This window comes from Corynebacterium casei LMG S-19264 (assembly GCF_000550785.1).
GTDB lineage: Bacteria > Actinomycetota > Actinomycetes > Mycobacteriales > Mycobacteriaceae > Corynebacterium > Corynebacterium casei.
This window is the reverse complement of the sequence record NZ_CP004350.1, coordinates 1,422,786-1,446,174: the sequence shown is the minus strand read 5'-3', so window position 1 is coordinate 1,446,174 and position 23,389 is coordinate 1,422,786. Positions and strand designations below refer to the sequence as shown.

At 53.6% G+C, this 23,389-nt stretch carries 21 protein-coding genes and 6 tRNA genes; 8 read left to right on the top strand and 19 right to left on the bottom strand.

Going from position 1 to position 23,389, the window contains the following annotated elements; genetic code table 11:
- Nucleotide 1: 1 nt before the first annotated feature.
- The 5 genes from thrS to CCASEI_RS06655 all read right to left on the bottom strand — a co-directional run bounded on the left by thrS (nucleotide 2) and on the right by CCASEI_RS06655 (nucleotide 5,708).
- Nucleotides 2-2,077, bottom strand: a complete 2,076-nt coding sequence (thrS, locus tag CCASEI_RS06675) for a threonine--tRNA ligase (protein WP_006823586.1) — start codon at nucleotides 2,075-2,077, stop codon at nucleotides 2-4.
- A gap of 72 nt (nucleotides 2,078-2,149) precedes the next feature.
- Nucleotides 2,150-3,514 (bottom strand): Dyp-type peroxidase, encoded by a 1,365-nt coding sequence (locus CCASEI_RS06670; protein ID WP_006823585.1) that lies wholly within the window; start codon nucleotides 3,512-3,514, stop codon nucleotides 2,150-2,152.
- A gap of 68 nt (nucleotides 3,515-3,582) precedes the next feature.
- On the bottom strand, nucleotides 3,583-4,233 hold the full coding sequence (locus tag CCASEI_RS06665) for a copper chaperone PCu(A)C (RefSeq protein WP_025387503.1): 651 nt from the start codon (nucleotides 4,231-4,233) through the stop codon (nucleotides 3,583-3,585).
- Nucleotides 4,234-4,371: 138 nt separating this feature from the next.
- Nucleotides 4,372-5,031 (bottom strand): copper chaperone PCu(A)C, encoded by a 660-nt coding sequence (locus CCASEI_RS06660; protein WP_025387502.1) that lies wholly within the window; start codon nucleotides 5,029-5,031, stop codon nucleotides 4,372-4,374.
- 74 nt (nucleotides 5,032-5,105) lie between these two features.
- Nucleotides 5,106-5,708, bottom strand: coding sequence for a copper resistance CopC family protein (locus CCASEI_RS06655; protein WP_006823584.1), 603 nt, complete (start codon nucleotides 5,706-5,708; stop codon nucleotides 5,106-5,108).
- A gap of 430 nt (nucleotides 5,709-6,138) precedes the next feature.
- On the opposite strand from CCASEI_RS06655, the gene CCASEI_RS06650 reads away from it, so the two are divergent.
- Nucleotides 6,139-7,323 carry an IS1249 family transposase gene (locus CCASEI_RS06650; RefSeq protein WP_038574503.1) on the top strand — a complete coding sequence of 395 codons (1,185 nt, stop codon included), beginning with the start codon at nucleotides 6,139-6,141 and terminating at the stop codon, nucleotides 7,321-7,323.
- A gap of 107 nt (nucleotides 7,324-7,430) precedes the next feature.
- Here the strand turns inward: CCASEI_RS06650 and CCASEI_RS06645 are convergent.
- The 6 genes from CCASEI_RS06645 to CCASEI_RS06620 all read right to left on the bottom strand — a co-directional run bounded on the left by CCASEI_RS06645 (nucleotide 7,431) and on the right by CCASEI_RS06620 (nucleotide 8,049).
- Nucleotides 7,431-7,506 (bottom strand) — tRNA-Gly (locus CCASEI_RS06645).
- Between the two features lie 52 nt (nucleotides 7,507-7,558).
- Nucleotides 7,559-7,630, bottom strand: a tRNA-Val gene (locus tag CCASEI_RS06640).
- A gap of 30 nt (nucleotides 7,631-7,660) precedes the next feature.
- Nucleotides 7,661-7,731, bottom strand: a tRNA-Cys gene (locus tag CCASEI_RS06635).
- A 48-nt stretch (nucleotides 7,732-7,779) separates the two neighbouring features.
- Nucleotides 7,780-7,852, bottom strand: a tRNA-Gly gene (locus tag CCASEI_RS06630).
- A 19-nt stretch (nucleotides 7,853-7,871) separates the two neighbouring features.
- Nucleotides 7,872-7,946 (bottom strand) — tRNA-Val (locus CCASEI_RS06625).
- 30 nt (nucleotides 7,947-7,976) lie between these two features.
- Nucleotides 7,977-8,049, bottom strand: a tRNA-Gly gene (locus CCASEI_RS06620).
- A 254-nt stretch (nucleotides 8,050-8,303) separates the two neighbouring features.
- Here CCASEI_RS06620 and CCASEI_RS06615 point away from each other — a divergent pair.
- The 3 genes from CCASEI_RS06615 to msrB all read left to right on the top strand — a co-directional run bounded on the left by CCASEI_RS06615 (nucleotide 8,304) and on the right by msrB (nucleotide 10,859).
- Complete coding sequence (locus CCASEI_RS06615) at nucleotides 8,304-9,059, top strand: dihydrofolate reductase family protein (RefSeq protein ID WP_025387500.1); 756 nt, start codon at nucleotides 8,304-8,306, stop codon at nucleotides 9,057-9,059.
- A gap of 122 nt (nucleotides 9,060-9,181) precedes the next feature.
- On the top strand, nucleotides 9,182-10,399 hold the full coding sequence (locus CCASEI_RS06610; RefSeq protein ID WP_038575035.1) for a glycosyltransferase family 87 protein: 1,218 nt from the start codon (nucleotides 9,182-9,184) through the stop codon (nucleotides 10,397-10,399).
- Nucleotides 10,400-10,409: 10 nt separating this feature from the next.
- A complete protein-coding gene (gene msrB, locus CCASEI_RS06605) occupies nucleotides 10,410-10,859 on the top strand; it encodes a peptide-methionine (R)-S-oxide reductase MsrB (RefSeq protein WP_025387498.1) in 450 nt (149 codons plus the stop codon).
- Nucleotides 10,860-11,033: 174 nt separating this feature from the next.
- Here the strand turns inward: msrB and hemQ are convergent, their stop codons facing one another.
- Nucleotides 11,034-11,735 (bottom strand): hydrogen peroxide-dependent heme synthase, encoded by a 702-nt coding sequence (gene hemQ / locus CCASEI_RS06600; protein ID WP_025387497.1) that lies wholly within the window; start codon nucleotides 11,733-11,735, stop codon nucleotides 11,034-11,036.
- A 185-nt stretch (nucleotides 11,736-11,920) separates the two neighbouring features.
- On the opposite strand from hemQ, the gene CCASEI_RS06595 reads away from it, so the two are divergent.
- Nucleotides 11,921-12,535, top strand: a complete 615-nt coding sequence (locus tag CCASEI_RS06595; protein ID WP_038575028.1) for a DUF3000 domain-containing protein — start codon at nucleotides 11,921-11,923, stop codon at nucleotides 12,533-12,535.
- 94 nt (nucleotides 12,536-12,629) lie between these two features.
- A complete protein-coding gene (locus tag CCASEI_RS06590; RefSeq protein ID WP_025387495.1) occupies nucleotides 12,630-13,865 on the top strand; it encodes an HRDC domain-containing protein in 1,236 nt (411 codons plus the stop codon).
- A gap of 104 nt (nucleotides 13,866-13,969) precedes the next feature.
- On the opposite strand, the gene dxs is transcribed toward CCASEI_RS06590, so the two are convergent.
- From dxs to dut, 5 genes are all read right to left on the bottom strand, one after another.
- Nucleotides 13,970-15,871 carry a 1-deoxy-D-xylulose-5-phosphate synthase gene (gene dxs / locus CCASEI_RS06585; RefSeq protein WP_025387494.1) on the bottom strand — a complete coding sequence of 634 codons (1,902 nt, stop codon included), beginning with the start codon at nucleotides 15,869-15,871 and terminating at the stop codon, nucleotides 13,970-13,972.
- 217 nt (nucleotides 15,872-16,088) lie between these two features.
- Nucleotides 16,089-17,435 (bottom strand): class I SAM-dependent RNA methyltransferase, encoded by a 1,347-nt coding sequence (locus tag CCASEI_RS06580; RefSeq protein WP_025387493.1) that lies wholly within the window; start codon nucleotides 17,433-17,435, stop codon nucleotides 16,089-16,091.
- Nucleotides 17,432-18,208, bottom strand: coding sequence for a DUF3159 domain-containing protein (locus CCASEI_RS06575; protein ID WP_081466608.1), 777 nt, complete (start codon nucleotides 18,206-18,208; stop codon nucleotides 17,432-17,434). The genes CCASEI_RS06580 and CCASEI_RS06575 overlap by 4 nt, the downstream gene beginning before the upstream one ends.
- A gap of 212 nt (nucleotides 18,209-18,420) precedes the next feature.
- A complete protein-coding gene (locus CCASEI_RS06570) occupies nucleotides 18,421-19,482 on the bottom strand; it encodes a DUF3710 domain-containing protein (protein WP_006821825.1) in 1,062 nt (353 codons plus the stop codon).
- A 232-nt stretch (nucleotides 19,483-19,714) separates the two neighbouring features.
- Nucleotides 19,715-20,212, bottom strand: coding sequence for a dUTP diphosphatase (gene dut / locus CCASEI_RS06565; RefSeq protein ID WP_025387492.1), 498 nt, complete (start codon nucleotides 20,210-20,212; stop codon nucleotides 19,715-19,717).
- Nucleotides 20,213-20,425: 213 nt separating this feature from the next.
- Between dut and CCASEI_RS06560 the strand changes: the two genes are divergently transcribed.
- Nucleotides 20,426-20,968 (top strand): DUF3093 domain-containing protein, encoded by a 543-nt coding sequence (locus CCASEI_RS06560; RefSeq protein WP_006821823.1) that lies wholly within the window; start codon nucleotides 20,426-20,428, stop codon nucleotides 20,966-20,968.
- Between the two features lie 116 nt (nucleotides 20,969-21,084).
- On the opposite strand, the gene CCASEI_RS06555 is transcribed toward CCASEI_RS06560, so the two are convergent.
- Nucleotides 21,085-21,375: a DUF4193 domain-containing protein gene (locus tag CCASEI_RS06555; protein ID WP_006821822.1), complete on the bottom strand. Its 291-nt coding sequence runs from the start codon at nucleotides 21,373-21,375 to the stop codon at nucleotides 21,085-21,087.
- A 255-nt stretch (nucleotides 21,376-21,630) separates the two neighbouring features.
- The gene (locus CCASEI_RS06550) at nucleotides 21,631-22,479 is read right to left on the bottom strand and encodes an inositol monophosphatase family protein (RefSeq protein WP_174401646.1); all 849 of its coding nucleotides are present in this window, start codon (nucleotides 22,477-22,479) and stop codon (nucleotides 21,631-21,633) included.
- A gap of 34 nt (nucleotides 22,480-22,513) precedes the next feature.
- On the opposite strand from CCASEI_RS06550, the gene ppgK reads away from it, so the two are divergent.
- A complete protein-coding gene (ppgK, locus tag CCASEI_RS06545; RefSeq protein WP_025387490.1) occupies nucleotides 22,514-23,266 on the top strand; it encodes a polyphosphate--glucose phosphotransferase in 753 nt (250 codons plus the stop codon).
- Nucleotides 23,267-23,389 lie beyond the last annotated feature (123 nt).

The following is a 23,389-nucleotide window of genomic DNA, read 5'->3' as shown; positions in this document are numbered from 1 at the left end:
CTTAGGCGTTCTCGGTGCGTCGCGCCTCAATGTTTTCCTGGTTTGGCTGCGCGTTATTACGCTCTGCAATCCAGTTGGTAATCAGCTCGACTGCCTCATCAACCTGCACGCCATTGGCCTGAGAGCCGTCCAAGAAACGGAAGGACACAGCGTCTGCTTCCACGTCACGTGCACCAGCCAGCAACATGAAAGGCACCTTGCCGGTGGTGTGGTTGCGGATCTTCTTCTGCATGCGGTCATCAGAAGTATCCACCTCAGCGCGGATGCCCTTCTTGCGCAGCTTAGCGATGACCTGCTCCAGGTGTCCCACGTTGTCTTCAGAGACTGGGATACCAACTACCTGGTGCGGTGCGAGCCACACTGGGAAAGCACCAGCGTAGTGCTCAAGCAGTACGCCGAAGAAGCGCTCAATGGAACCGAACAGCGCGCGGTGAATCATGATTGGCTGCTGCTTCGATCCATCCGAAGAGGTGTACTCCAGGTTGAAACGCTCTGGCATGTTGAAGTCCAACTGAACCGTGGACATCTGCCAGGTACGACCAATAGCGTCACGCGCCTGAACGGAAATCTTTGGACCATAGAAAGCAGCGCCTTCTGGGTCCGGAACCAGATCCAGACCGGACTTCTCAGCCACGCGAGCCAAAATCTCCGTAGAACGCTCCCAAATCTCATCAGATCCCACAGACTTCTTCGGGTCACGGGTGGACAGCTCCAAGTAGAAGTCATCCAGACCGTAGTCCTTCAGCAAGGAAATAATGAAGTCCAACACTGAGGTCAGCTCACCTTCGAGCTGGTCTTCGGTGCAGTAGATGTGCGCGTCGTCCTGGGTAAAGCCACGCGCACGGGTCAGACCGTGAATAACACCGGACTTTTCGTAACGGTAGACATTGCCGAACTCAAACAGGCGCAATGGCAGTTCACGGTAGGAACGACCACGGGTGTCAAAGATCAGGTTGTGCATTGGGCAGTTCATCGGCTTCAGGTAGTACTCCTGACCCGGTTTGGTCTCATTGCCCTCTTCGTCATATTCCGCATCCACCTGCATTGGTGGGAACATGCCGTCCTTGTAGAAGCCCAAGTGACCGGAACGCTCAAAGAGGTCCTGTTTGGTGATGTGCGGGGTGTTGACAAAGGAGTAGCCAGCTTCAATGTGGCGACGGCGGGAGTGGTCTTCCATCTCGGTGCGAATGATGCCACCGTTGGGGTGAAAAACAGGAAGGCCAGAGCCCAGGTCATCCGGGAAGCTGAACAAGTCAAGTTCGGTCCCTAGACGGCGGTGGTCGCGCTTTTCGGCTTCTTCCATCATCAACTGGTAGGCATCAAGGGATTCCTTGGATTCCCATGCGGTGCCGTAGATGCGCTGCAGGCCAGCGTTGTCTTGGTCACCGCGCCAGTAGGCAGCGGAAGAACGGGTCAAGGTAAATGCTGGAACATACTTGGTGGTTGGCAGGTGCGGGCCACGGCACAAGTCAGACCATTCCACCTCATTGGTGCGTGGGTTGACGTTGTCGTAGTAGGTCAGCTCACCAGCGCCAACTTCGGTTGCCTCATCGGAATTCGGGTCAACATTGCCCTTATCCTCAATCAGTTCGAACTTGAATGGCTCGTCCTTGAGCGCTGATGCTGCTTCCTCATTGGAAGCGAAGACACCACGCTCAAAGCGCTGACCGGTCTTGATGATCTTCTTCATGCGCTTTTCAATGGTCTTGAGATCCTCAGGCGTGAAAGGCTCCGCGGTCTGGAAATCGTAGTAGAAACCATTCTCAATCGCCGGGCCGATGCCCAACTTGGTGCCTGGGAACTCAGCCTGTACGGCTTGTGCCAGCACGTGCGCACAGGAGTGGCGGATAACAGCGCGGCCATCATCTTCGCAGGCTGCGACTGGGGTGAACACAGCATCTTCTTCTGGCACGTGTGCGAGGTCCTTCAATGTTCCCTCGGCATCACGCACCACCACAACCGCCTCTGAGCCCTTATTAGGAAGACCCAATTCCTTCATTGCTGCGCCTACTGCTGTGCCTGCTGGGCAGGTAAACGGTTCATAGTTGACCGAAATGGCGGCGATTGCTTCTGACATGCTGCGCTCCTTTGCGCTAATGGGAAAAACGGCTTACCTGGCCGCCACCCTGATGTACAAGATCTAACCCGGCTATCCTACCGCGTCCAATAGAGTTTCGGTCCAAAAGGTACCGGTGGTTGCACCGGCGTGGACTCCCGGTGGAACGAAATAGACTGCCGAGCCAATGTGAGTAATCCACTCATTGAGCAAATCTACTTCATCCATGCGCCTTTGCATCGGTTCAAAAACCTTGGTCATGTCTTTCTGGAAACAAATAAAGACCAGTCCGGAATTCGATAGCTGCACGTCGGTACCCGAGAGCTCTTCCTCGTCATTAACGAAGCCGGTTTCTGAGATCGGCGCGTAGTCCGGTCGCATATCGTAGTTAAAAGCACGGCGCAGCATGCGCTCCTGAGGCTTGCCGTCTGGCGCTTGGGCACGCGCGATGTGCGAATTGCGGTCAATAGTAGGAAGCCCATATTTGTCCACGGCATCGAAATCTGGTTCGTCGAACTCTTCCTCACCAGTCAAGGGCGCACCGTTATCAAGCTTGCGCCCGATGGAGTTCTCACGGGAATTGCGGTCCAGCTTCTCCCAGGTGTCAAGATTCATGCGAATGCGGCGCACCACCATGGATGTTCCACCTTGTGCCCACTCAGGGCCCTCATCGATCCAGACCTGCTGGTCCATTTCTTCATCGGAGCGGGGGTTGACTGTGCCATCGAGCTGCCCAAAGTGGTTACGCATGGTCTTTTCTTTGCCGCCGGATGCATAGGCATGGCCAAAGCCTTGCTGCAACCAGGCCACCTGCGCATAGTCTTGCCCCGCGCGAATCATGTGCCGCATGGCATGGCCTGCGGTCACCGCGTCATCGCAGCAGATCTGCAAGACAATGTCTGTCTGCCCCCATTCCGGTGACAGCTTGTCCCGGTCAAAGGCTTCAACATCCCGCAGCCACTCCGGGCGCAGCACGGGCGCACCGATGACGTCAAAGACGCGCTCGCCTATTCCACACGTAATGGTCAGGTTCGCCGGGGTATCCACCATCTCTGGCTCCAGTGAGCCCGCCGGGGTTTCAGCCGTGCACAAGTCGCGCGCATCAGCGGTCCACAAACGCATCAGGTTGGTGAATTCACGTTTACCAACAGAGTCTTTCAGGTTAAAGCCAAGCAAGTTCAACACCGCATGGGAGTTAGCGGTAATGCCGGCTTGGTGGTCACCATCGAAAGGCACCATTGCATCATCGAGGACGTGGTCGGATACAGATTGGGCTTCCGCATTGCTTTCCGATGCCCCCGTACGCTCCGCCGCAGCACCCGCCCCCGCGCCAGGGGCGGTCACGCCGGAATTGGCAGCATTCGGGTCGCTGCACCCAGCAATAATCGCACCAGTCGCAGCGAGCCCGCTGGCTAGACCACCACGAACTAGTAAGGCTCGTCGGTCGAGCTCAACCATGGAAACTGTCTCCTTCTTCAGCGCTGTGCTTAACCAGCACAGCGAATTAATCAACACAGCGAATTACTCTAGTGGCCTTCGTGATCATCATGATCGTCGTGGTCACCGGCATCGTCAGCATCGTCATGGTCACCGTGGCCTTCGTGGCCAAGGTCGCCATAGTTCTCATCGCCCGCACCGATGGTGCGTACCGGAATATCATCGAATTCTTCGGTGGAGCCATCAGCAAGTTCAACGGTCAGCGTGATTGCATCGCCAGCCATGACTGGCTCGCTAACGTCCATGGGCATGAAGTGGTCGCCACCTGGCTCAAGTGTTACAGACTCACCAGCTGGGATGATTAGGGGTTCTTCCTTCTCACGCATCTGACCATCAACGGTCTCGTGGATTTCATTTACACCCGCCTCGATGCTGGAAGTAAATCCAACAACCTCAATATCCGCGGTGGACTCATTGACCAGCGTGCCGAAGATAGCGGTCATATCGGCGTCTTCTGCCATCGCGCGGACTACTGCATCTTCAAAGTCCAATGCATCGTCAGCATCGTCCGCGTCATCGTTGTCGTCTGCGTCATCATCGTCTGATTCAGCAGAGGCATTCGCAGCGGTTTCTGGCGCAGAATCATTTTGCGTGGAGTCCTGCTCAGAATTGCTACAACCTGCCAATGCCAAGGCTGAGGCAGCAACGATGGACACGAAAATACGAGGGTGGTTTAACATTGCGATAAAACTTTCTCCGCCTTCATTAAGGCGGCGTATAGGTTAAAAATGAATCGAGCTTCTGTGAAAGAAAACTACTCTGCGTCGTATCCGCGGCGCTTAGCCAGCACAGCGAATTAATCAACACAGCGAATTACTCTAGTGGCCTTCGTGATCATCATGATCGTCGTGGTCATCATGGTCACCGGCATCGTCAGCATCGTCATGGTCACCGTGGCCTTCGTGGCCAAGGTCGCCATAGTTCTCATCGCCCGCACCGATGGTGCGTACCGGAATATCATCGAATTCTTCGGTGGAGCCATCAGCAAGTTCAACGGTCAGCGTGATTGCATCGCCAGCCATGACTGGCTCGCTAACGTCCATGGGCATGAAGTGGTCGCCACCTGGCTCAAGTGTTACAGACTCACCAGCTGGGATGATTAGGGGTTCTTCCTTCTCACGCATCTGACCATCAACGGTCTCGTGGATTTCATTTACACCCGCCTCGATGCTGGAAGTAAATCCAACAACCTCAATATCCGCGGTGGACTCATTGACCAGCGTGCCGAAGATAGCGGTCATATCGGCGTCTTCTGCCATCGCGCGGACTACTGCATCTTCAAAGTCCAATGCATCGTCAGCATCGTCCGCGTCATCGTTGTCGTCTGCGTCATCATCGTCTGATTCAGCAGAGGCATTCGCAGCGGTTTCTGGCGCAGAATCATTTTGCGTGGAGTCCTGCTCAGAATTGCTACAACCTGCCAATGCCAAGGCTGAGGCAGCAACGATGGACACGAAAATACGAGGGTGGTTTAACATTGCGATAAAACTTTCTCCGCCTTCATTAAGGCGGCGTATAGGTTAAAAATGAATCGAGCTTCTGTGAAAGAAAACTACTCTGCGTCGTATCCGCGGCGCTTAGCCAGCATCACCGCTAGGACTGCGATAACAGCCAGCACACCAACTCCGGCAAGTGCCCACTTCATCCAGGTGCTCATGCCTTCGGCTTCTTCTGCTGCTTCCGCAGGAGTTTCGGCCCCTTCAGAGTCAACTGCCGCACCGTTGGCGGTTTCTGAAGCACTGGCGGTTTCTTCACCGGATTCAACGCTGAAAGAGATACCGCCGCGAGTAGCATGCCCATCGGAGGAAGTAATTTGGAATCCGAACATGTAGTCGCCATCGCCTGGGTCTTGATCCTCTGGCGTAGTGATGGTCAGCTCGCGCTCGTTAATTTCTGGTTCTTCAGAAAATAGCACTTCGCCGGTGGCTTGATCGGTGATTGCGAAGTTATTGAATCCGTCGCGCGGAATTGCAGAGAACTCAATCATGATCTCTTCTGGGAATTCATCCAGTACGTCGCCTTCAGTGATGCTGCCACCGATGGCGGTGTCATGCGCCGACGCAACGGGTGCCAACAAGGCAGATGACAAACCCAGGCCCGCAACAAGTGCACCGGCAGTTAAGGTCCGTCCCAGATGGATCGATGATCGAATCATTTTTCACTCCTTGGCTCCAGGAAGAAATTCCTGTCGTGAGCCCACGTGTTAGACAAAGTACGCTTGCTCAATGCGTACTAACTATTTAGTCGTATCACCGCTGAGAATAGTTCCTTTGGTGTACTTTGGGAAAGCTGACGCCACACTACTGTGCCGGCGCGAACTTATTCTCACCATTGCCTTTAGTAATTCTTCCCGGCTTTCGTGTGCCGCACTGGTGATATCAAACACAGCGGGTAGCGTCGTTGACGCTACCCGAAAGGCATTTGGGGCTATGTGACAAAAGTGGTGTCTAGATCCGGCAATCTCCGCAGCTCTCAATAGCTAAATCAATACTCTGCAAGGTCAAAAAGCTTGCACACACGAGTTTTTCGGTCAATCCCGAAGTTTCTACCGCACCTGTGCTAACAGGTGCGGTTTTGTATTTCTCATGCCCGAAATACGACCACGATGCCCACTATGCACTGGGGAAATGAAGAAAAATGGGAAAAGAAACGCACGCACCCGATGGCGCTGTAAAAACACCACCTGCGGAATATCCGAACAAACCCACCGACCAGACATCACTGCCAAGCGCCACTTCACCTACTTCCACAACCACGTCACCGGCATTTACCCAATCACCGAATGCGCCAGGCTGATGAAAGTATCCACCCGCACCGTATACCGATACTTCGAGCCACTGTGGCTTATCGAAATACCCAACAACCCTGACAAACACCGCATCCACGACCAAATCTTTATCGACGGCACCTACACCGCAGCCGGATGTCTACTCATAGCCTCAACCTCCGACCACGTCTTGTGCTGGCACTGGTGCAAACACGAAACCACCCACGCCTACACACAGCTACTCTCTAAACTCGCAGCACCCTTATGCGTGGTACTCGACGGTGGACAAGGTGCTCAAGCCGCCATCAAAAAGCTCTGGCCTAACACCTTGATCCAACGCTGCCTCATCCATGCCCAACGAGTTGTTCGCCGCTACGTCACCTCCCGGCCACGGACCGAAGCCGGACGCGAAATCTATAATCTCGCCTTAGAACTAACAAGCAGAGAAACCGTGCAACAAGCCCGAAAATGGGCCGTCGACCTCCACAAATATGGAATCAAACACCACGATTTCCTCAACGAGAAAACCCCCTTGCCCCCAGAAATAAACCGCACCGGCAAACGCTATGAATTCACCCACCGCAGAGTCCGCAGCGCCTATAACTCGCTGACTAACCTGCACAAAAAGGGACACCTATTTATCTACCTCACCCCACCAAAGCAAGCCATAGACAAAGAATCTTGGGCATCAAATACCAACAGCCTAGAAGGCGGCATCAACTCGCAACTGAAATTCATCGCTCGCTGCCACCGCGGGCGCGGCGGGGAACGGCAAAGAAAAATGCTCGAATGGTGGCTCTACAACAAAACACCACTGCCTGACGACCCACGCAAGATCGCCAGACAGCAGAACTGGGGAAAAGACCAACTCGCCAAAGTCCACGTCTTAACCCACACCGAGAACCACACCAACCACGAAACCGGAAGGCCAGCCCTCTACGACAATGCTATCCCAACCGAATACAACCACTCAGTAGGAATCAGAAAAGGAACCATCCGCTAAACACCCCACCCCGACACGCCGCCAGACACCACTTTTGGCATATAGGCCGGCATTTGGGCACGAGAAAAGGTGGGTCATTCTTTCTTAGAAATGACCCACCTTTTAAGTGGAGCGGATGACGAGACTCGAACTCGCGACCCTCACCTTGGCAAGGTGATGCGCTACCAACTGCGCTACATCCGCAAACGAAACCAGGCCCGGTTTCTAGGATTTGCCACCGAAGTGGTTATCCGTGTGCGCGATACTGGGATTGAACCAGTGACCCCTACCGTGTCGAGGTAGTGCTCTACCGCTGAGCTAATCGCGCTTGTACCTGCCCCTAGGACAGCACAAATTGAGGTGGAAACGGGAATCGAACCCGTGTGCACGGTTTTGCAGACCGTTGCCTCACCACTCGGCCATTCCACCGTGGCGAACCGCCTCAGGCACTTTGACGGCTAACCGTAAAAGAACCAGAGCGGATGACGAGACTCGAACTCGCGACCCTCACCTTGGCAAGGTGATGCGCTACCAACTGCGCTACATCCGCATTTTCAAGGTTTTACCCTTGGTGCGCGATACTGGGATTGAACCAGTGACCCCTACCGTGTCGAGGTAGTGCTCTACCGCTGAGCTAATCGCGCTAACGAAAGTTTCATGGTAGTGAAACTTTGAGCGGATGACGAGACTCGAACTCGCGACCCTCACCTTGGCAAGGTGATGCGCTACCAACTGCGCTACATCCGCAATGCTTCCCAGGCCAAGTATTTCCTCCATGACTTGAAACAGTCATGAAACACTTGTGCTGTGTTGCGATATGAAACTTTATCCTTTGCGGCCCTAGTTTCCAAATCCCCCGCTCAACTACACTTTAGCCGCCCTCCACGAACGCTAAATCCCGGAAACTAACTACCCCAGTGTAATTCATGCGCTGTTTACTTTTCGGGCCGAACTAACGCCACTGGCAACACCGAACTTTTCAAGAAGGCTAGATTGGTGTGATGACTGATTCAGCTTTTACGCCACTGCCCCAATCCTCCCCGCTTGCTGCGGACATCATTGGCCCAGCTCCTGATCCTTCAACCCCACATGTACGTTTCGTTGAGGTTTCAACTCTCTCCGGGTCCGCTGCCATATCCGGCAACAGTGGCGCGATGGGCAACAAGCTGGATACTGAAGTCTTCCTGGGAATTCGTGAGCGCTCTGATGTCATCGTCGTCGGCAGCCGCACAGTGTTGGAAGAAGACTACGGCGGAGCACAGCCCACGAAAAATCGTCCGACTCCACCACCGATTGCTGTAATCACCAACTCTTTCAACGTTGATGTGAATGCGAAGTTCATCAAGGAAGCGATCACTTCGGCCCTAGTCATCGCGAACAATGACGCGCTCAACGACCCCGGCTTCTCGGCCAAACGCCAGGAACTTCTCGATGTCGGAGTGGAGTTCATCGACAGTGGCACCGGAACTGCGAAAGAAATAGTTGAGCAGCTGAGCAAACGAGGACTCAACAAAATCGATTGCGAAGGTGGCCCCGGAATCTTCGGATTATTCATCGCGGATAAAGCCATTAACCAGATGTATTTGACTCTTGATCCCCAACTAACCCCAAAGGTTGAGAAGAATTTAGTCTCAGCCAAAGCCGCTTCTGCAGTGGGAGTTCCAATGGATACAAATCTTCGCATGACGCTGGAGAAAGTAGCCATTGATACGGACTCGACGGTGTTTCTACGGTACGGAGTCGCTTCGACCACGTAGTATCTGCCGGTGTGACAGCTGCATTTCAGAACTGGTTCGAATCCGTGTGGTCAGCTAGACAACCCTTGACCACCACGGTTGATACAGCAACCCACAATGAGGTTCCAGCATCGCCGTCTCGTCTGCCGCGAGTTCTGACAGCAGCTGCGTGGCCACTGGCAATCCTGTTAGTTCTCCATCGCACCTTAATCACCGCCTTCAACGGCACAGCTACCGATGACTTCACAACGGTTTACAACGCACTATCACGGGCATTAGCCGGCACGCCTGTATATGACCAGGCCTATCACCATGTTGATCCGCTGTACTTGTACAACCCAGGCGCAACACTGTTGCTCCTTCCCATCGGAGCCGTGGACAGCTTCGAAGCTGCTCGGTACACGTTTATTCTGGTCAATAGTCTGGCCATTATCGCGGCGCTCGCCATCTTGACCAGGCTTGTCGGCCATTGCCTGCGCGGCCCAGTATTGCCAGTGGCTACTGCCCTGGCGTTTTCTACCGAAGCAGTCATCAATACCCTGACCTTTTCAAACATCAATGGCATCTTGCTTTTGCTGCTAGCGGTTTTCCTCGCCTGCTTTGTTAGGTCCTTCGACTCCGCTGCGAACAATGCTGTGGCTGCCCAAGGCGTAAAGAGTTCGTCACCGCGGGTATCGCCACATGCCCTGCGTTATATTGCTGGCTTGGCCATTGGCCTTGCCATTGTCATCAAGCCGCAGTTCGCTCCCCTGTTATTCATCCCCTTCATGCGCCTAGATTGGCGCACCGTAGGCACCGGCATTGCGGTCCCTGCGCTTTTGAATATCGCTGCATGGCCAATCATTCCTGGCGCTGGTGACTACCTCACCAAGCTCGTTCCTTATCTCGGTGAGACCCGCGACTACGCAAACTCTTCACTGGCCGGCTGGCAAGCATACTTCGATATTTCAAACGCGCTTTACTTTCCGGTATGGCTGCTCACTGCAGCGGCAGTGGCGATCGGCGTCATTTTTCTCCTGCGTTGGCGGTCCACGGATACCTTGTTGTGGACATTGACCACAAGCGGGCTTTTGATGGTCGGCGTATTCACGTTGAGCTCCCTGGGGCAACAGTATTACTCCATGTGGCTATTCCCCATGATATTTACAGTCCTGTTATCCCGGAGCGCTTTCCACAGCTGGCCAGCATGGCTGGCGGCAGTTCTATTCTTGATTCCGAACAGCTGGACTTCCTCGCTGTGGCCAGATTTCGGCCGCTGGATGGGCACCTACATTGGAACTATCGGCTGGGTGCTACTCATCTCCGTGACCGCCGCGACAGCCGTGGGCTGGTGGCGTTTACAAGTAAAAAATCCGGCGTAGACTCACTGTTATGTCCGATAACTTTGTATCCCCATCAACCGGCACTGAAGCAGAAACTGACTTCTCTCAGCTCACCGAAGAACAGTGGCGTGAGCGTCTTAGCCCTGAGGAATACCAGGTACTGCGCCAAGCAGGCACTGAGCGTCCTCACATTGGTGAATACACCAATACCACCGCAGAAGGCATCTACCGCTGCCGTGCCTGCAACGCAGAGCTCTTCCGCTCTACTGAAAAGTTCGCATCCAACTGCGGTTGGCCTTCATTCTTCTCCCCACTCGCTGGAGAGAGCATCATCGAACGCGAAGACCGCTCCGTTGGTATGGTTCGCACCGAGGTTCTCTGCGCAAATTGCAACTCACACTTGGGCCACGTCTTTGCTGGTGAAGGCTACGACACCCCAACCGATCTGCGTTACTGCATTAACTCCATCTCCATGAGCTTCGAGGACGCAGAGGCTTAAGCTAAAGCTAAAGCCGAGTTTCTTAATTTTCCTACAAACAGCTGTGGGGCGAGGATCTAATCCGGATGTCTCGCCCCACAGCTGTTTTCTTACAACGATGCAACTAAGCCGCAGTCGAAATTATGCATCTATGTACTTATACCCTCAAACCGATTAGGTTTCATTCGTCTGGGATTAAGGAAGGATTTCAATCAGTTCAGAAACATCCTTGACGCGACGACCGGTGTGGAATGGGATCTCCTCACGAACATGCAGACGCGCTTCGGTGTAGCGCATGACGTACATCAGATCCACGATGCGGTCGAGCTTTGGCGCTTCGAATGCCAGGACCCACTCAAAGTCACCGAGTGCAAAAGCTGGAACAGTGTTAGCGCGCACATCTGGGTAGTCACGGGCAGCCATGCCGTGCTCCATCAAAATCTTGCGACGCTTTTCATCCTCAAGCAGGTACCAATCAAAGGAGCGAACGAACGGGTACACCGCGATCCACTCTTCTGGCTCCTCGCCCATGATGAAGGAAGGCAGGTGAGACTTGTTGAATTCGGCTGGACGATGCAGAGAGTTGCCGATCCAGGTGACATCGGAAATCTGTCCAAGCACAGTGGTGCGACGGAATTCGCTGAAGACCTTTTGAATATCTTCAAATTCCTCGGCGTGCCACCAAATCATGAAATCGGCGCTGTCACGCATACCTGACAGGTCGTAGATACCACGAATGATGACGGTTCCAGCTTCTTCCACTGCATTGAAAAACTGCTGCGCCTCAGAGATTACGTCTGCACGCTCAGAACCCAGTGCGCCAGCCGGTACTTTAAAGACCGCATGCTGTGAGTACTGCTGCTTCTCGTTCAGCGCCTTAAAATCGAGCTTCGCCATGTGACTTCGCCCCAACCTTTCATCAATACGAATAACTACCTCATCCATCATAAGTTCGATGGTTGAAAAATGCACCAAATGTGACACGGCGCGCCTAATCGGATTGCAGGACTTTAAACTATAGGTTGAGACTCGTGAGCATTTCCGACGCACCCACCCAGCACTCAACTGGCGCCCCTACGCCTATTTCAGGCAATCAGGACGGAGCGCAAGGCACTGCTGGCGATTCAGAAAACAAGACCCCACCAGCCTTTTCGCAAGCTGTAGAGTCGATGCACGCGGCACAGCTGCGCGATGAGATTACCTTGGGCACCATTCGCCCACCACAAAAGTTGGCTCCGTTTAGCCACGCTGTGGGCCTTGAAGTTGGCGGTAACAGTGCTGATGACATCGTTCCAGTCGATACTGACGGTGACGCATTCGGTCGCCTCATCTTGCTTCATGATCCAGGCGCAGAAGAAGCATGGGAAGGCGCAATGCGCCTTGTTGCCTATATCCAAGCCGACATGGACTCCGATGTTGCTGGTGACCCATTGCTTCCGGATGTGGCCTGGGAATGGCTGACCGAGTCGATGGAAGACTGCGGAGCAACCCACACCAACCTTGGAGGCACCGTCACGGCAACTGCTTCAGTTCGCTTCGGCGAGATTGGTGGCCCACCGCGTGCACATCAGCTGGAGATGCGTGCATCGTGGACTGCTGAAGGTCTCGACCTGACCAAGCATGTTGAGGCGTTTTCTCGCGTGCTTGCTAATGTCGCTGGGCTTCCACCAGAGGGCATCACCGAACTTTCCCGCTAACTACGGTGCACAAAAGCCTGTATTCGAAGCAATATTCGCAACAGGCTTGCACTGTGCCCAAGATTGTCTATCAGGTGGACTACTCTTCTAACTTATGAATTCTCCGCGCCGCGTCCCTGAAGGTGGAATCCCTACCGTATTTTCAACACGCAACGGAGTAATTGAAGCAGCACGAATCCTGGCACAAGGCTCCGGTCCAATCGCTATCGATACTGAACGTGCGTCGTCGTTTCGATATGATGACCGGGCCTTTCTTATTCAGCTACGCCGCCCAGATACCCCCATCGTTCTTATTGCTCCAGAAGGTATTCGCAGCGATGTCCGTGAGTTCCTCGCGCCGGTTATCAACGGCGAAGAATGGATTGTCCATGCTGCGGCTACTGATCTCACGTGTTTAGCCTGGTTAGGTTTATATCCGGGAAAGCTCTTTGACACAGAAGTGGCGGGACGCCTCCTGGGTATCCCTAATCCAAATTTGGCCTATGTTACTGAAGAATTCCTCGGGATTGAGCTTGATAAGGGTTATGGGGCGACGGACTGGTCGCGCTTTCCGTTGTCTAAGGCACAACTTGCTTATGCGGCTTTAGATGTGGAAACCCTGATTGACCTTGCTGAAGAGATGGCCTATGACCTTGAGCAAGACGACAAGGCCGAATGGGCTAGGCAAGAATTCGCGGCTATTGCTAACCACTTCGGAAGTATCACCGAGCCGGCCCCACGGTCATGGATAGATTCCCGCGGGATTCGCGGAATCTATGAACTTGAGGGTTTAGCGGTTGCCAAAGCTGTATGGGAAGAACGCGAGCAGCAGGCTTACGATGCCGACATTGCTCCTGGCCAAATTATTTCGAACTCGTCTCTTGTTGATATTGCACGGCATATCCCGCGTTCCATAAACCAACTTCGACGGATTTCTCAGTTGCGAAACCGATCTGCGGCGGAGCTTAAAAAGTGGGTCACCATTATCACGACAGCTGCCGACTCAGATCCGAAAACCTGGCCAGAAATTCCTGTGGAGAATCATGAGTACCCTACTAAGCAGTTCTTAAAAAACAACCACCCTGATCTCAATGAGTTGGTCAATGTCCTGCGCGAAGACCGCGATGACCTCGGCGAGGACATAGCCGTGGTGCCTGATTCCATTGTCAGCGTCGCCGTTTTGCGCAGTGCTGTCTGGGCGACCCGCGGAGATATTCGAAGCCCTCAATACGGCGAGAAAGCTCAAACTGTCACCACCACGGTTCAGCTCGAGGAATTCTTGCGTGAACACGGTCTGCGCAATTGGCAGGTCGAGCAGCTCACCCCAGTTCTTGAATCAGCTCTGCTCTAAATTCAAGCCGTAAGAGCCGGTGATAGAAACAGCGATGCCGCCACAGCGTCTGTTCATGCTGTAGCGGCATCGTTTTGTTGAATCCAGTGCACTAATGCAGGCCGCTAGTGTAGATTGTCTACCCACTCAGTAACGGTTGCTGCAATGCCTTCGGCATCCATACCAACCTCTTCAAGAACTTCACCGCGTGAGCCGTGCTTCGGGAAGATGCTTGGGAAAGCTACTCGGCGCAGCGGAGTATCTACTTCAGCCGCTGAGAACGCTTCGTCGAAAAGTGAGCCAACACCTGCGCGCATCATGCCGTCTTCTGCCACAACGACGATGTCGTGGGCATCGGCCATTTCAATCAGCGATGGTGCAACCGGGCACAGCCAGCGTGGGTCAACCACGGTGACGGACATTCCCTTTCCTTCCAGGATGTCAGCTGCGCCCAGTGAACGCGCAGCCATCGCACCAATGGAGATGATCAGAACCTTCTTCGCGGACTCTTCGTCCGAGACTTCTTCCGAGGACTCATAGAGAATGTCCACGCCGTCATCGGTAGTCGCAACGGCATCCATATCCTCCAGCAAGTTGCCCTTTGGGAAACGCACGACTGATGGGCCGGAATCAATGTCCAAAGACTCCTGGAATAGCTCCCGCAGACGCTGTCCATCGCGTGGTGCCGCAACATGAATGCCCGGAATAATGGTGGTCAAAGACATGTCCCACACACCGTTATGGCTAGCGCCGTCCGAGCCAGTGACACCCGCGCGGTCCAGGACAATGGTCACTGGCTGCTTCAAAAGAGCAATATCCATCAAGAGCTGATCAAACGCACGGTTCAAGAAGGTTGAGTAGATAGCAACCACTGGGTGAAGGCCACCCAATGCGAGGCCAGAAGCTGACGCCATCGCGTGCTGTTCTGCAATGCCCACGTCAAAGAAGCGGTCCGGGAATTTATCAGCAAAAGGCATCAGGCCGGTTGGACCAGCCATCGCTGCGGTAATGGCAACGATGTCGTCGCGCTTTTCCGCTGCCGCAATGAGCTCTTCAGAAAATACTGCAGTCCAACCTGGCTGGCTCTTTCCTTTTGGAACACCAGTGACTGGATCAATCGCGCCGGTGGAGTGCATCTGATCCTGAGGCTCATTAACCGCGGGAGCGAAGCCGTGGCCCTTCTCAGTCACCACGTGGACAATGATTGGTCCCTCATAGTCACGCGCGTAGCTGAGTGCGTGATCAAGCGCCTCAAGGTCATGGCCGTTGACAGGGCCAATATACTTCATGCCCAACTCAGGGAACATCTCAGTTGGCAAGACCGATGACTTCACGCCTTCCTTAAATGCGCGCAGTGCATCGAAAGTGCGATTGCCAACCCAGCCCAAAGACTTCAACGTCTTTTTGCCGTGCTCCATCAGCTCGTCATAGCCATGTTGGGCGCGAATTCGCCCTAGGTTCTCTGACAGACCGCCGATGGTTGGTGAGTAGCTACGGCCGTTATCGTTGACTACGATAACCGCATTACGTTCATTGTCCGCCGAGACGTTGTTCAACGCTTCCCAGCACATGCCGCCGGTAAGTGCGCCATCGCCGACGACCGCGATTGCGTTTCGACGAGACTCCCCCTTAATGCGAAATGCCTTGCTCAGTCCATCAACCACGGAAATCGCTGCGGAAGCATGGGAAGATTCAGTCCAGTCATGCTCAGATTCGCCGCGGTCTGTGTATCCAGACAGGCCATCTTTTTGACGCAAAGTATCGAACTGGTCAGCGCGTCCGGTCAGAATCTTGTGCACATAAGACTGGTGCGAGGTATCAAACACAATGGGATCGCGTGGAGAATCAAAAACGCGGTGCAAAGCAATAGTCAGCTCAACTACGCCGAGGTTAGGGCCGAGATGCCCACCCGTGACTGAGACCTTGTCAATGAGGAATTGACGGATCTCTGCGGCAAGTTCCTCGACTTTGTCATCGGACAAACTCTTCAGGTCTTGAGGTGAGGTCACCTTATTGAGAATTCCCATGGAGTGTTTAGAACCCCTTTACTAAAGACGGTGCTGGGCAAAATGTGTGAAGAATTCACGTTTATCACGCGCGGCTCGTGAATATATACGGTACTTCCGCCGGCTACGGGGCGCGATCTTTTAGGTTCCACCGTACCCCGGGAAAGGTAGAAAACGTGAATGATTCATCGGAAAATACGTGCGGGGTCAAACAAACGTAGACCTGTCGGCGAAAGCGCTACTGCGCTGAAGCTTCCTCATTCTCAGAGTCTTCTTGTTCTGCAACGCCTGGCTCCAGAAGTGCAATCACCTCAAAGTGGTGCGTGCCTGGGAAAGCATTCACGAGTGTGAGACGCTGCATGCGGAAACCATGCTCATTCCAGTAGCCGATATCGCGAGAAAATGTTGCCGGGTCACAACCCACGTGGACAACGCGCTGTGGCGATACGGATGCAACGGTAGATACAACATCTTTGCCAGCACCGGTGCGTGGTGGGTCCATAACAACGGCGGTTGGGCCAGGAAGCTGAGCTGCGACCTTTTCCACGCGGTCTGAAACAACATCGACCTCATATTGTTCAAGATCCGATTGGTTCAGCGCAGTAGCCGCTGGAGAGTAATCCACTGAGATTACACGCGCAGGCTTTTGAGGAGAGCCGAGGCTTCGCGCAATTGCCGGAACGAAGACGCCGACGCCACCGTACAAGTCCCAACCAAGTGGCTCACGGCCCACAGTTTGTGGGCAATCCTTCAAGAACTCACGGATAACGGTGGAATAGGTATCTGGCGCGTCGACATGTGCCTGCCAGAATGCGGTTGCCGGGAAATGGAACCGGTGTCCATCAGCTTCTTGGTTAACGTCACCGCTGCCTTCGATAACGGTGGTGACTTTCTCCACGCGCCGACCACGCGGGGCTTTCGATGTTTCCACAACGTGACGTTTGCCATCACTGTCAAGAACAGCGATAACCTCTGCACCTGGAGTAAATCGACGCGCATCCGCGCCAACGAGGCCATCAACAAGGCCGGGAACCAATTGTGTACACGGAACTTCATGCACAATCTCATTCGAACCACGCTTGCGGGTACCAGCACGTCCCTGCTCGTCGACACCAAGTCGCACGCGAGTGCGCCATCCGCGCTGTGGGTTGAGGTTGATGGTGTCAATATCAGGGATATCGTTAGTTTTTGCTACACGATGCAGCTGGTCCACCAAAACGTCTAGCTTGATGCCAATTTCTGATGTCGGAGCAAGTTCGGCGAAGTCACAACAGCCTGCACCAAGCTCAGCGGCTGGACATGATGACGTTGTGCGGTGTGGTCCTGCACTAACGACTGATTTCAACACTGCGTGTGCAAATGATTTCTTTGCCTTGCTCACTTGAGTGCTTACAACATCACCTGGGAATCCGCCCTGCACGAAGACCACGCGGCCATCAGGTGCAACGCCGATACCTTCACCTCCATGAGCCATGCGCTCGATGGTCAACTCAAAGGTATCTCCTACCTGGATAGCTGGCGCGGAGTTTGCTGCTGCATCGGCAGCCGCATTGTCGTTGTTCTGTGGACTTACTTTTTCGCTCATCGTCCGTCCTCGTTGTTTCTCATAGTGTCTTCAGGATGTGTTTCCGTGATTGTCTCAGCTGTTACTTCAGCATCTCCACCTGCGGAAATTCCATCTTCTTCATTAGCTAGATCGGCGTGCTCGTCGCTGCCATTGGACTGCTCGGGGTTAGTCTCTTCGGTGGTTGAAACCTTAGGTTTCGGGGTCACTTCCCCACGTGCAATGGCTTCTTCCACTGCCTTGTTGGCGCGGCGAACCATCCAGATCGTCAAAATGGTCACAACACCAGTAAGTGGCCAGCCCATGAGGATGCGCACCACGCCCAGTGTCGCGGTATCTGCTGAGTTGTACAGATTGTTCTGGACAAAGAACCTGGCCAGGAAAATAACTACCCATCCAAGCGTCGCGATTGAGTATGACCGACGTGCACTGGCAACACGCTGCCAGGTCATATCCTCGCCGTTAATACCCTTCCAAATAACGCCTACTGCGGGCCATTTGAACAAGACTGTCGCAAAAGCAATTACGGCGAAGACCAATGAAGCCCAGATGCCATAGAGGAAGTAGCCCTTTGCATCACCGGTAAACCACGCAATAGCAGCACAGAAGGCAACACCTAAGAAGCCAGAAATAGCCGGCTGGATAGTTTCCTTGCGGATGATACGCCATACAAGAATAAGCAGAGCAACGCTTAGTGCTGCGATCAGCGCAGGGCCGAGTCCACACCTGCTGTTAACAGGTACCAGCACCAGAATTGGCAAAGTCGTAGAAACTAGACCTTGCCAGCCTCCCATTTGTTCCAGCAGAGTCTGCTCTTCAATCGGCTTCTTTTCTGGTTTGGCTTTAGCTTTGGCGCTGGCTTTGGAATGAGCAGCACCGGAAGCGTTGCTGTCTTCTTCAATTGGGTTATTCACCGTTAATAAGTTGCCTTCACAATCGAACAGTAAAAATTAGCGCCCTATGCAAGCATGATTGCGTTTGCTCGGGCGCTAGAGATAGGTTCACTCTACTTGGAGTCGGTACCTTTATCGGTATCGTCGACACCATCGTCGTGTGAATCTGATGGCACATCAGGCTCATTTTCCGGATGATTCTCGGAGTTCTTTGCTGCTGCTTCCGCGGCAGTTGGCTGGTTATTCTTCTCAGCCTGTGCCGCTGCATTCCCGCCGAGCATCTGGAAAAGCTGACGGGCTGCAGCTTCTTGCGAAGCTTTATTGGCAGCGGAAGTACTTTGCTCAGGCTTCGTCTGCTGCGAAGAGTCCTGGCTCTTTCGGCGTTCCATCTCGTCTTGTACTTGCTTCACCAGCTGTGGCGGCATGGTCACTGGCAAGGAGTTACCCGCCAGCATTGGGTCATCTCCGCGGTAGACGAATACACGGGAGGCTACTTCACGAGCAAGCTCGGTCAAGCCTTCTTCCTTGCCAGTTGGCGCAGCCAAAGTGAGACGCAGCAGCCAACGAGGACCTTCGATGCCGATGATGCGAATCATTCCGTTGGCATTCTGGGCAACGATTTCAGTACCCCAAGGGCCATCTTCTAGTTCGGTGTCCATACCGTCTTTATGGATATTTGCTACCAATTCGCCGACGGAAGACTCCCACTGACCACTAGACCGTGGTGCAGCGAATGCGACTGGGGTAATACGCCCGTGCTCAGTAATGACGTGAAGCATCTTCGGCCCCTTGGGGCCCATCTCCACCTGCACCTGGGACTTCTTCGGTAGTGGAATCTTCATGGACTTCAAATCCAGAATGCCGTTGGAGAATTCCGAGAAGTCAAAGGTTTCAATATCTACGGAGTCGCCGTCGAATGGCCCCATATCGCCATTGATGGCGTCATGCGGGTGAACGGTTACCTCAAGGTTTTGTGCAGCGGCAGCATCACCTGGGGTATCAGATGGCGCTGCGCTATCTGCTCCCAATGCTTGCTCGTCCGCTAATCCCTCTGAACCAGTGTCACTGGTGTCTTCCACAGCACCAGCAGATGCAGCGCGGGTTTCCTCAGCTGCCTGTGCAGCTTGGTCTTCTTTGTCTTGCTTCTTATTCTTTCCGAAAGGCCAAAGTGCCATAACGTGTGATCATCCCTTCAGATGAAATTATCAATCTGTATTGAATCAGTTCTATTGGTGCGGCCGTGGCGTGAAGAGCGAAAATCCCGTGCCAAAAGCCAGTGCAAATATTTAAGTATTTCTACCCAGCCTAACGAAGCCGCAGAAACTTTCATCGTCCAAACGCAATTTCTTCGACTTTTCATCGCTTTTGCAACCGCCGCTCAAAGGTGGGTAGACGCAGTTACGCCATCTAAACGCCCGTGGAGCCGTAGCCGCCTGCGCCGCGAACGGTGTGATCGAGTTCTTCAACTTCAATAAAGTCCACGAGCTCAACACGTTGAATGACCAGCTGTGCAATACGCATCCCGCGCGTGATCTCAATTGGCTCGTGGCGGTCATGATTAATCAAGCAGACTTTAATCTCGCCGCGGTAGTCCGCATCTACGGTTCCCGGAGTGTTGACAACGCTCAGGCCTTGCTTAGCCGCTAGCCCAGAACGTGGATGAATAAGGCCGACGGTGCCCAGCGGCAGCGCGATAGCGATGCCGGTTCCTACAAGTGCACGCTCCCCCGGCTGCAGAGTCACGGCCTCAGCAGCGTAAAGGTCGGCACCAGCGTCACCACGGTGGGCGCGGTGCGGCAGAGGCAATTCCTTATCCAAACGCTTAATTGCTACATCACCAAGCGGCGCTGGCGCACCTGCTGGCGCACCTGCTGGCGCGCCAGCTTTGTCGAGGTTCTCAGTCATTTTGTCGCATCCATTCACGTCCCACACCATACCGTCACTCTCATGCGAACATCACCATAGAGCGCCGTTAAAAGCATAAGAATTGGATTAACAACGGTGTTCTTCTGGCTTCTCCAGCAGAATTTTGGCGTACCTAGCGGGCATGACACTTAGCGATGTGGCGTAGGTCAAGGTAGTTCGCTAAAAAATAGGAAACAAGTACACTAGTGTTTTGTGACTTCATCAGCTAATTCCACACCAGACAGCACAACATCCGGCGAAAATGCCGAGGTTTTATACCAGGAACATCAATGGGTTCCTTGGTACTGGTGGCTGGCAGCTGCGTTTGTAGCGGGGTTGCTTGCGACGACTGTGGGGATCAACCGCATGGATATCTGGCCGATCATCACGTTCCTTATTGCTTTCGGCTTGATGGCTTGGGCGTTGTATTCCATGTCCGGCACGATCATCAAAGTCGAAAAAGATCCGGATGGAACCCGGTGGATCACGGTCAAGGGCGCTCAATTGCCGAACGATATCGTGTCGCGCAGCTTGGCGGTTCCAAAGACTGCGCGCCGCAGCGCATTGGGGCCGCAATTAGACCCAGCAGCTTTTCTTGTCTCACACCAGTGGGTTAATGAATTGGTTATGTTGGTGCTTGATGACCCAGAGGATCCAACGCCTTATTGGCTTGTCAGCTCCAAGAACCCCGAGGCGCTGCTGCGAGCTTTCCTTCCGGGACAAGCAGACCATGCAATCAAGGACCTCGAGAATTAGATAATTCCTCGAAGCACTTCACATAGTTTCGAGAGTTGCAAAAGCGGCATCCCACCAGAATGGGATGCCGCTTTTGCGTTATTGAGAACTAAACCTCAATGCAGACTAAGCAGTGACTAAGCGCAGTCAAGGCAGATTGGCTGGCCGTCTTCCTCATGTGAGAGTCGCTTGTTTGACTGCACGATAAAGCAAGAAGAACAGGTGAACTCGTTCTCCTGGCGTGGGATAACAGTCACGTTGAGCTCTTCGCCGGTGAGGTCCACTGTTGGTGGCTCAAACGGCTCAACGATTTCTCCGTCGTCGTCCATGCCGTTGTTGTCGTTTTCAGCAGCCTTGAGACCTTCCAGAGAGTCGGTCTCGAGCTCGTCCTCAACTCGACGACGTGGTGCGTCGTAATCGGTTGCCATAGATGCGTCCTTAAATAGCGTTAAACATACGGTTTACGTTTCGTCGATCGCGCATACTAAAGGACATTTTTGCATCTGTCATACTCGTTGACGCTTCAAAGTATGATTTTTACCCCCACCACGTATATTCTTCTCGCAATTTTTTAGCCTCACCTGCAGGTTCTCTGGTAGCGAACGGTGATGTGATTTTACCCCTACTGCGGGTGAAAATTGCTGGGCCGTTCAAGTCTGACCCAATATTTTGAGGCTTAAAAACTAGTCAATTTCGCCGTTCGCACCAACGGAAGAAAGCAGCCGTTCAAATGCAGGAGCTAATTCAGCTGATGCTGCCCACACCAGTGTGCCGCGGGCCGAGTTTTTCTCCCACACTTCCGGCACTCGCACTTGAGCGCCTGCTTCACGTGCAATCACGATGCCGGCAGCAACATCCCAAATCTTCACGCCATGTTCGTAGTAGGCATCCACTGTGCCCTCGGCAACCCGGCACATATCAAGGGCAGCTGAGCCCATGCGCCGGATGTCACGAACTTGTGGTAGTACCTCTTGGAGGATTTTCGCCTGTCCGGAGCGACGTGTCTGGGTATATCCAAAGCCAGTGGCGATGAGAGAAAGCTGTGGATCGGTTTCTTGGCGGCAGCGCAAGATGGTGCTTGTGCCGTCGCGATAGGTCACGGTCGCACCGTGGCCCACGGCGGCGGAGTACAAGGTTTGCTTCACCACATTGATAACCACGCCGGCAACATATTGCCCATCGACCATTGCGCCGATTGAGACTGCGTACTCCCCCAGCCCATACATGAAATTCACTGTGCCATCGATGGGGTCAATAACCCACGAGACGCCAGATTTTGATGGTATATCGGCACCCTCTTCGCCAATGATTCCGTCATCGGGTCGATCGCGGTGGATGCTGTCCACGATGAACGCTTCAGCCGCAGTATCTACTTCGGTGACAGGGTCGACTGCAGAAGTCTTTGTCTGGCTGTGCGAACGAATGTCATCGGTCGCGGTAATCTCAGCCCGCTTCGTCAAAATGAGGGACGCGGCCTGTTGCGCTAGACCTGCGGCATAGTCACGAAATTCACGCACATTGATTTCAGTCATACCAACCATTGTGCACTTCTGTAAACTTGTGCGCATGAAAACTTCTTTTGGCATTGATGTGGGCGGCTCTGGCATCAAAGGCGCCGTAGTCAATTTAGACACCGGCGAGTTTGTTGGAGACCGCATCAAGATTTCAACCCCGAAACCGGCAACTCCCGAGGCAGTCGCATCCACGGTGGCAGAAATCGTGGAGCAGGCAGGTTGGGAGGGCCCGGTTGGCATCACCTTGCCTTCCATCGTGAAAGGTCAGATGGTCCTCTCAGCGGCCAATGTTGATAAGTCATGGATTGGGGTGGATGCCTACGAGCTCTTCCACCGCCACCTAGGTTCCGATAGGCACATTTCAGTGCTTAACGATGCCGACGCGGCCGGCCTGGCAGAGGTTGCTTTCGGCGATACCAAGGCAAAAGAAGGGCCAGTCATCTTCCTCACCATTGGCACCGGTATTGGTTCAGCCTTATTGCTGGACGGAAAGTTGTGGCCGAACGCGGAACTTGGACATCTCATCGTCGGCGATGATGAGGCAGAACACCAAGCATCATCGGCGGTCAAAGAAGACAAGGATCTATCGTTCAAGAAGTGGGCGAAGCACGTTAATCGCGTGCTGCACGAGTATGAGGCGCTGTTTAATCCGAACCTGTTCATTATCGGCGGAGGAATCTCGCGGCGCTTTGAAAAATGGGGACCGCATTTGACCATCAAGACTGAGGTTGTTCCTGCTCATCTACGCAATAAGGCAGGAATCATCGGCGCGGCGATGGCCGTTACTCGTGACATCGCGCCATAAGCAATTATGTTGAGTGTCCAAACCAATATTTCAAAAAGCGCTCTATAATAGTAAGAATGCCGACCCGTTCTGGCAATGATGTTTATTCATCATCTATACTGGGCGGTCGACCGTTCAATATTG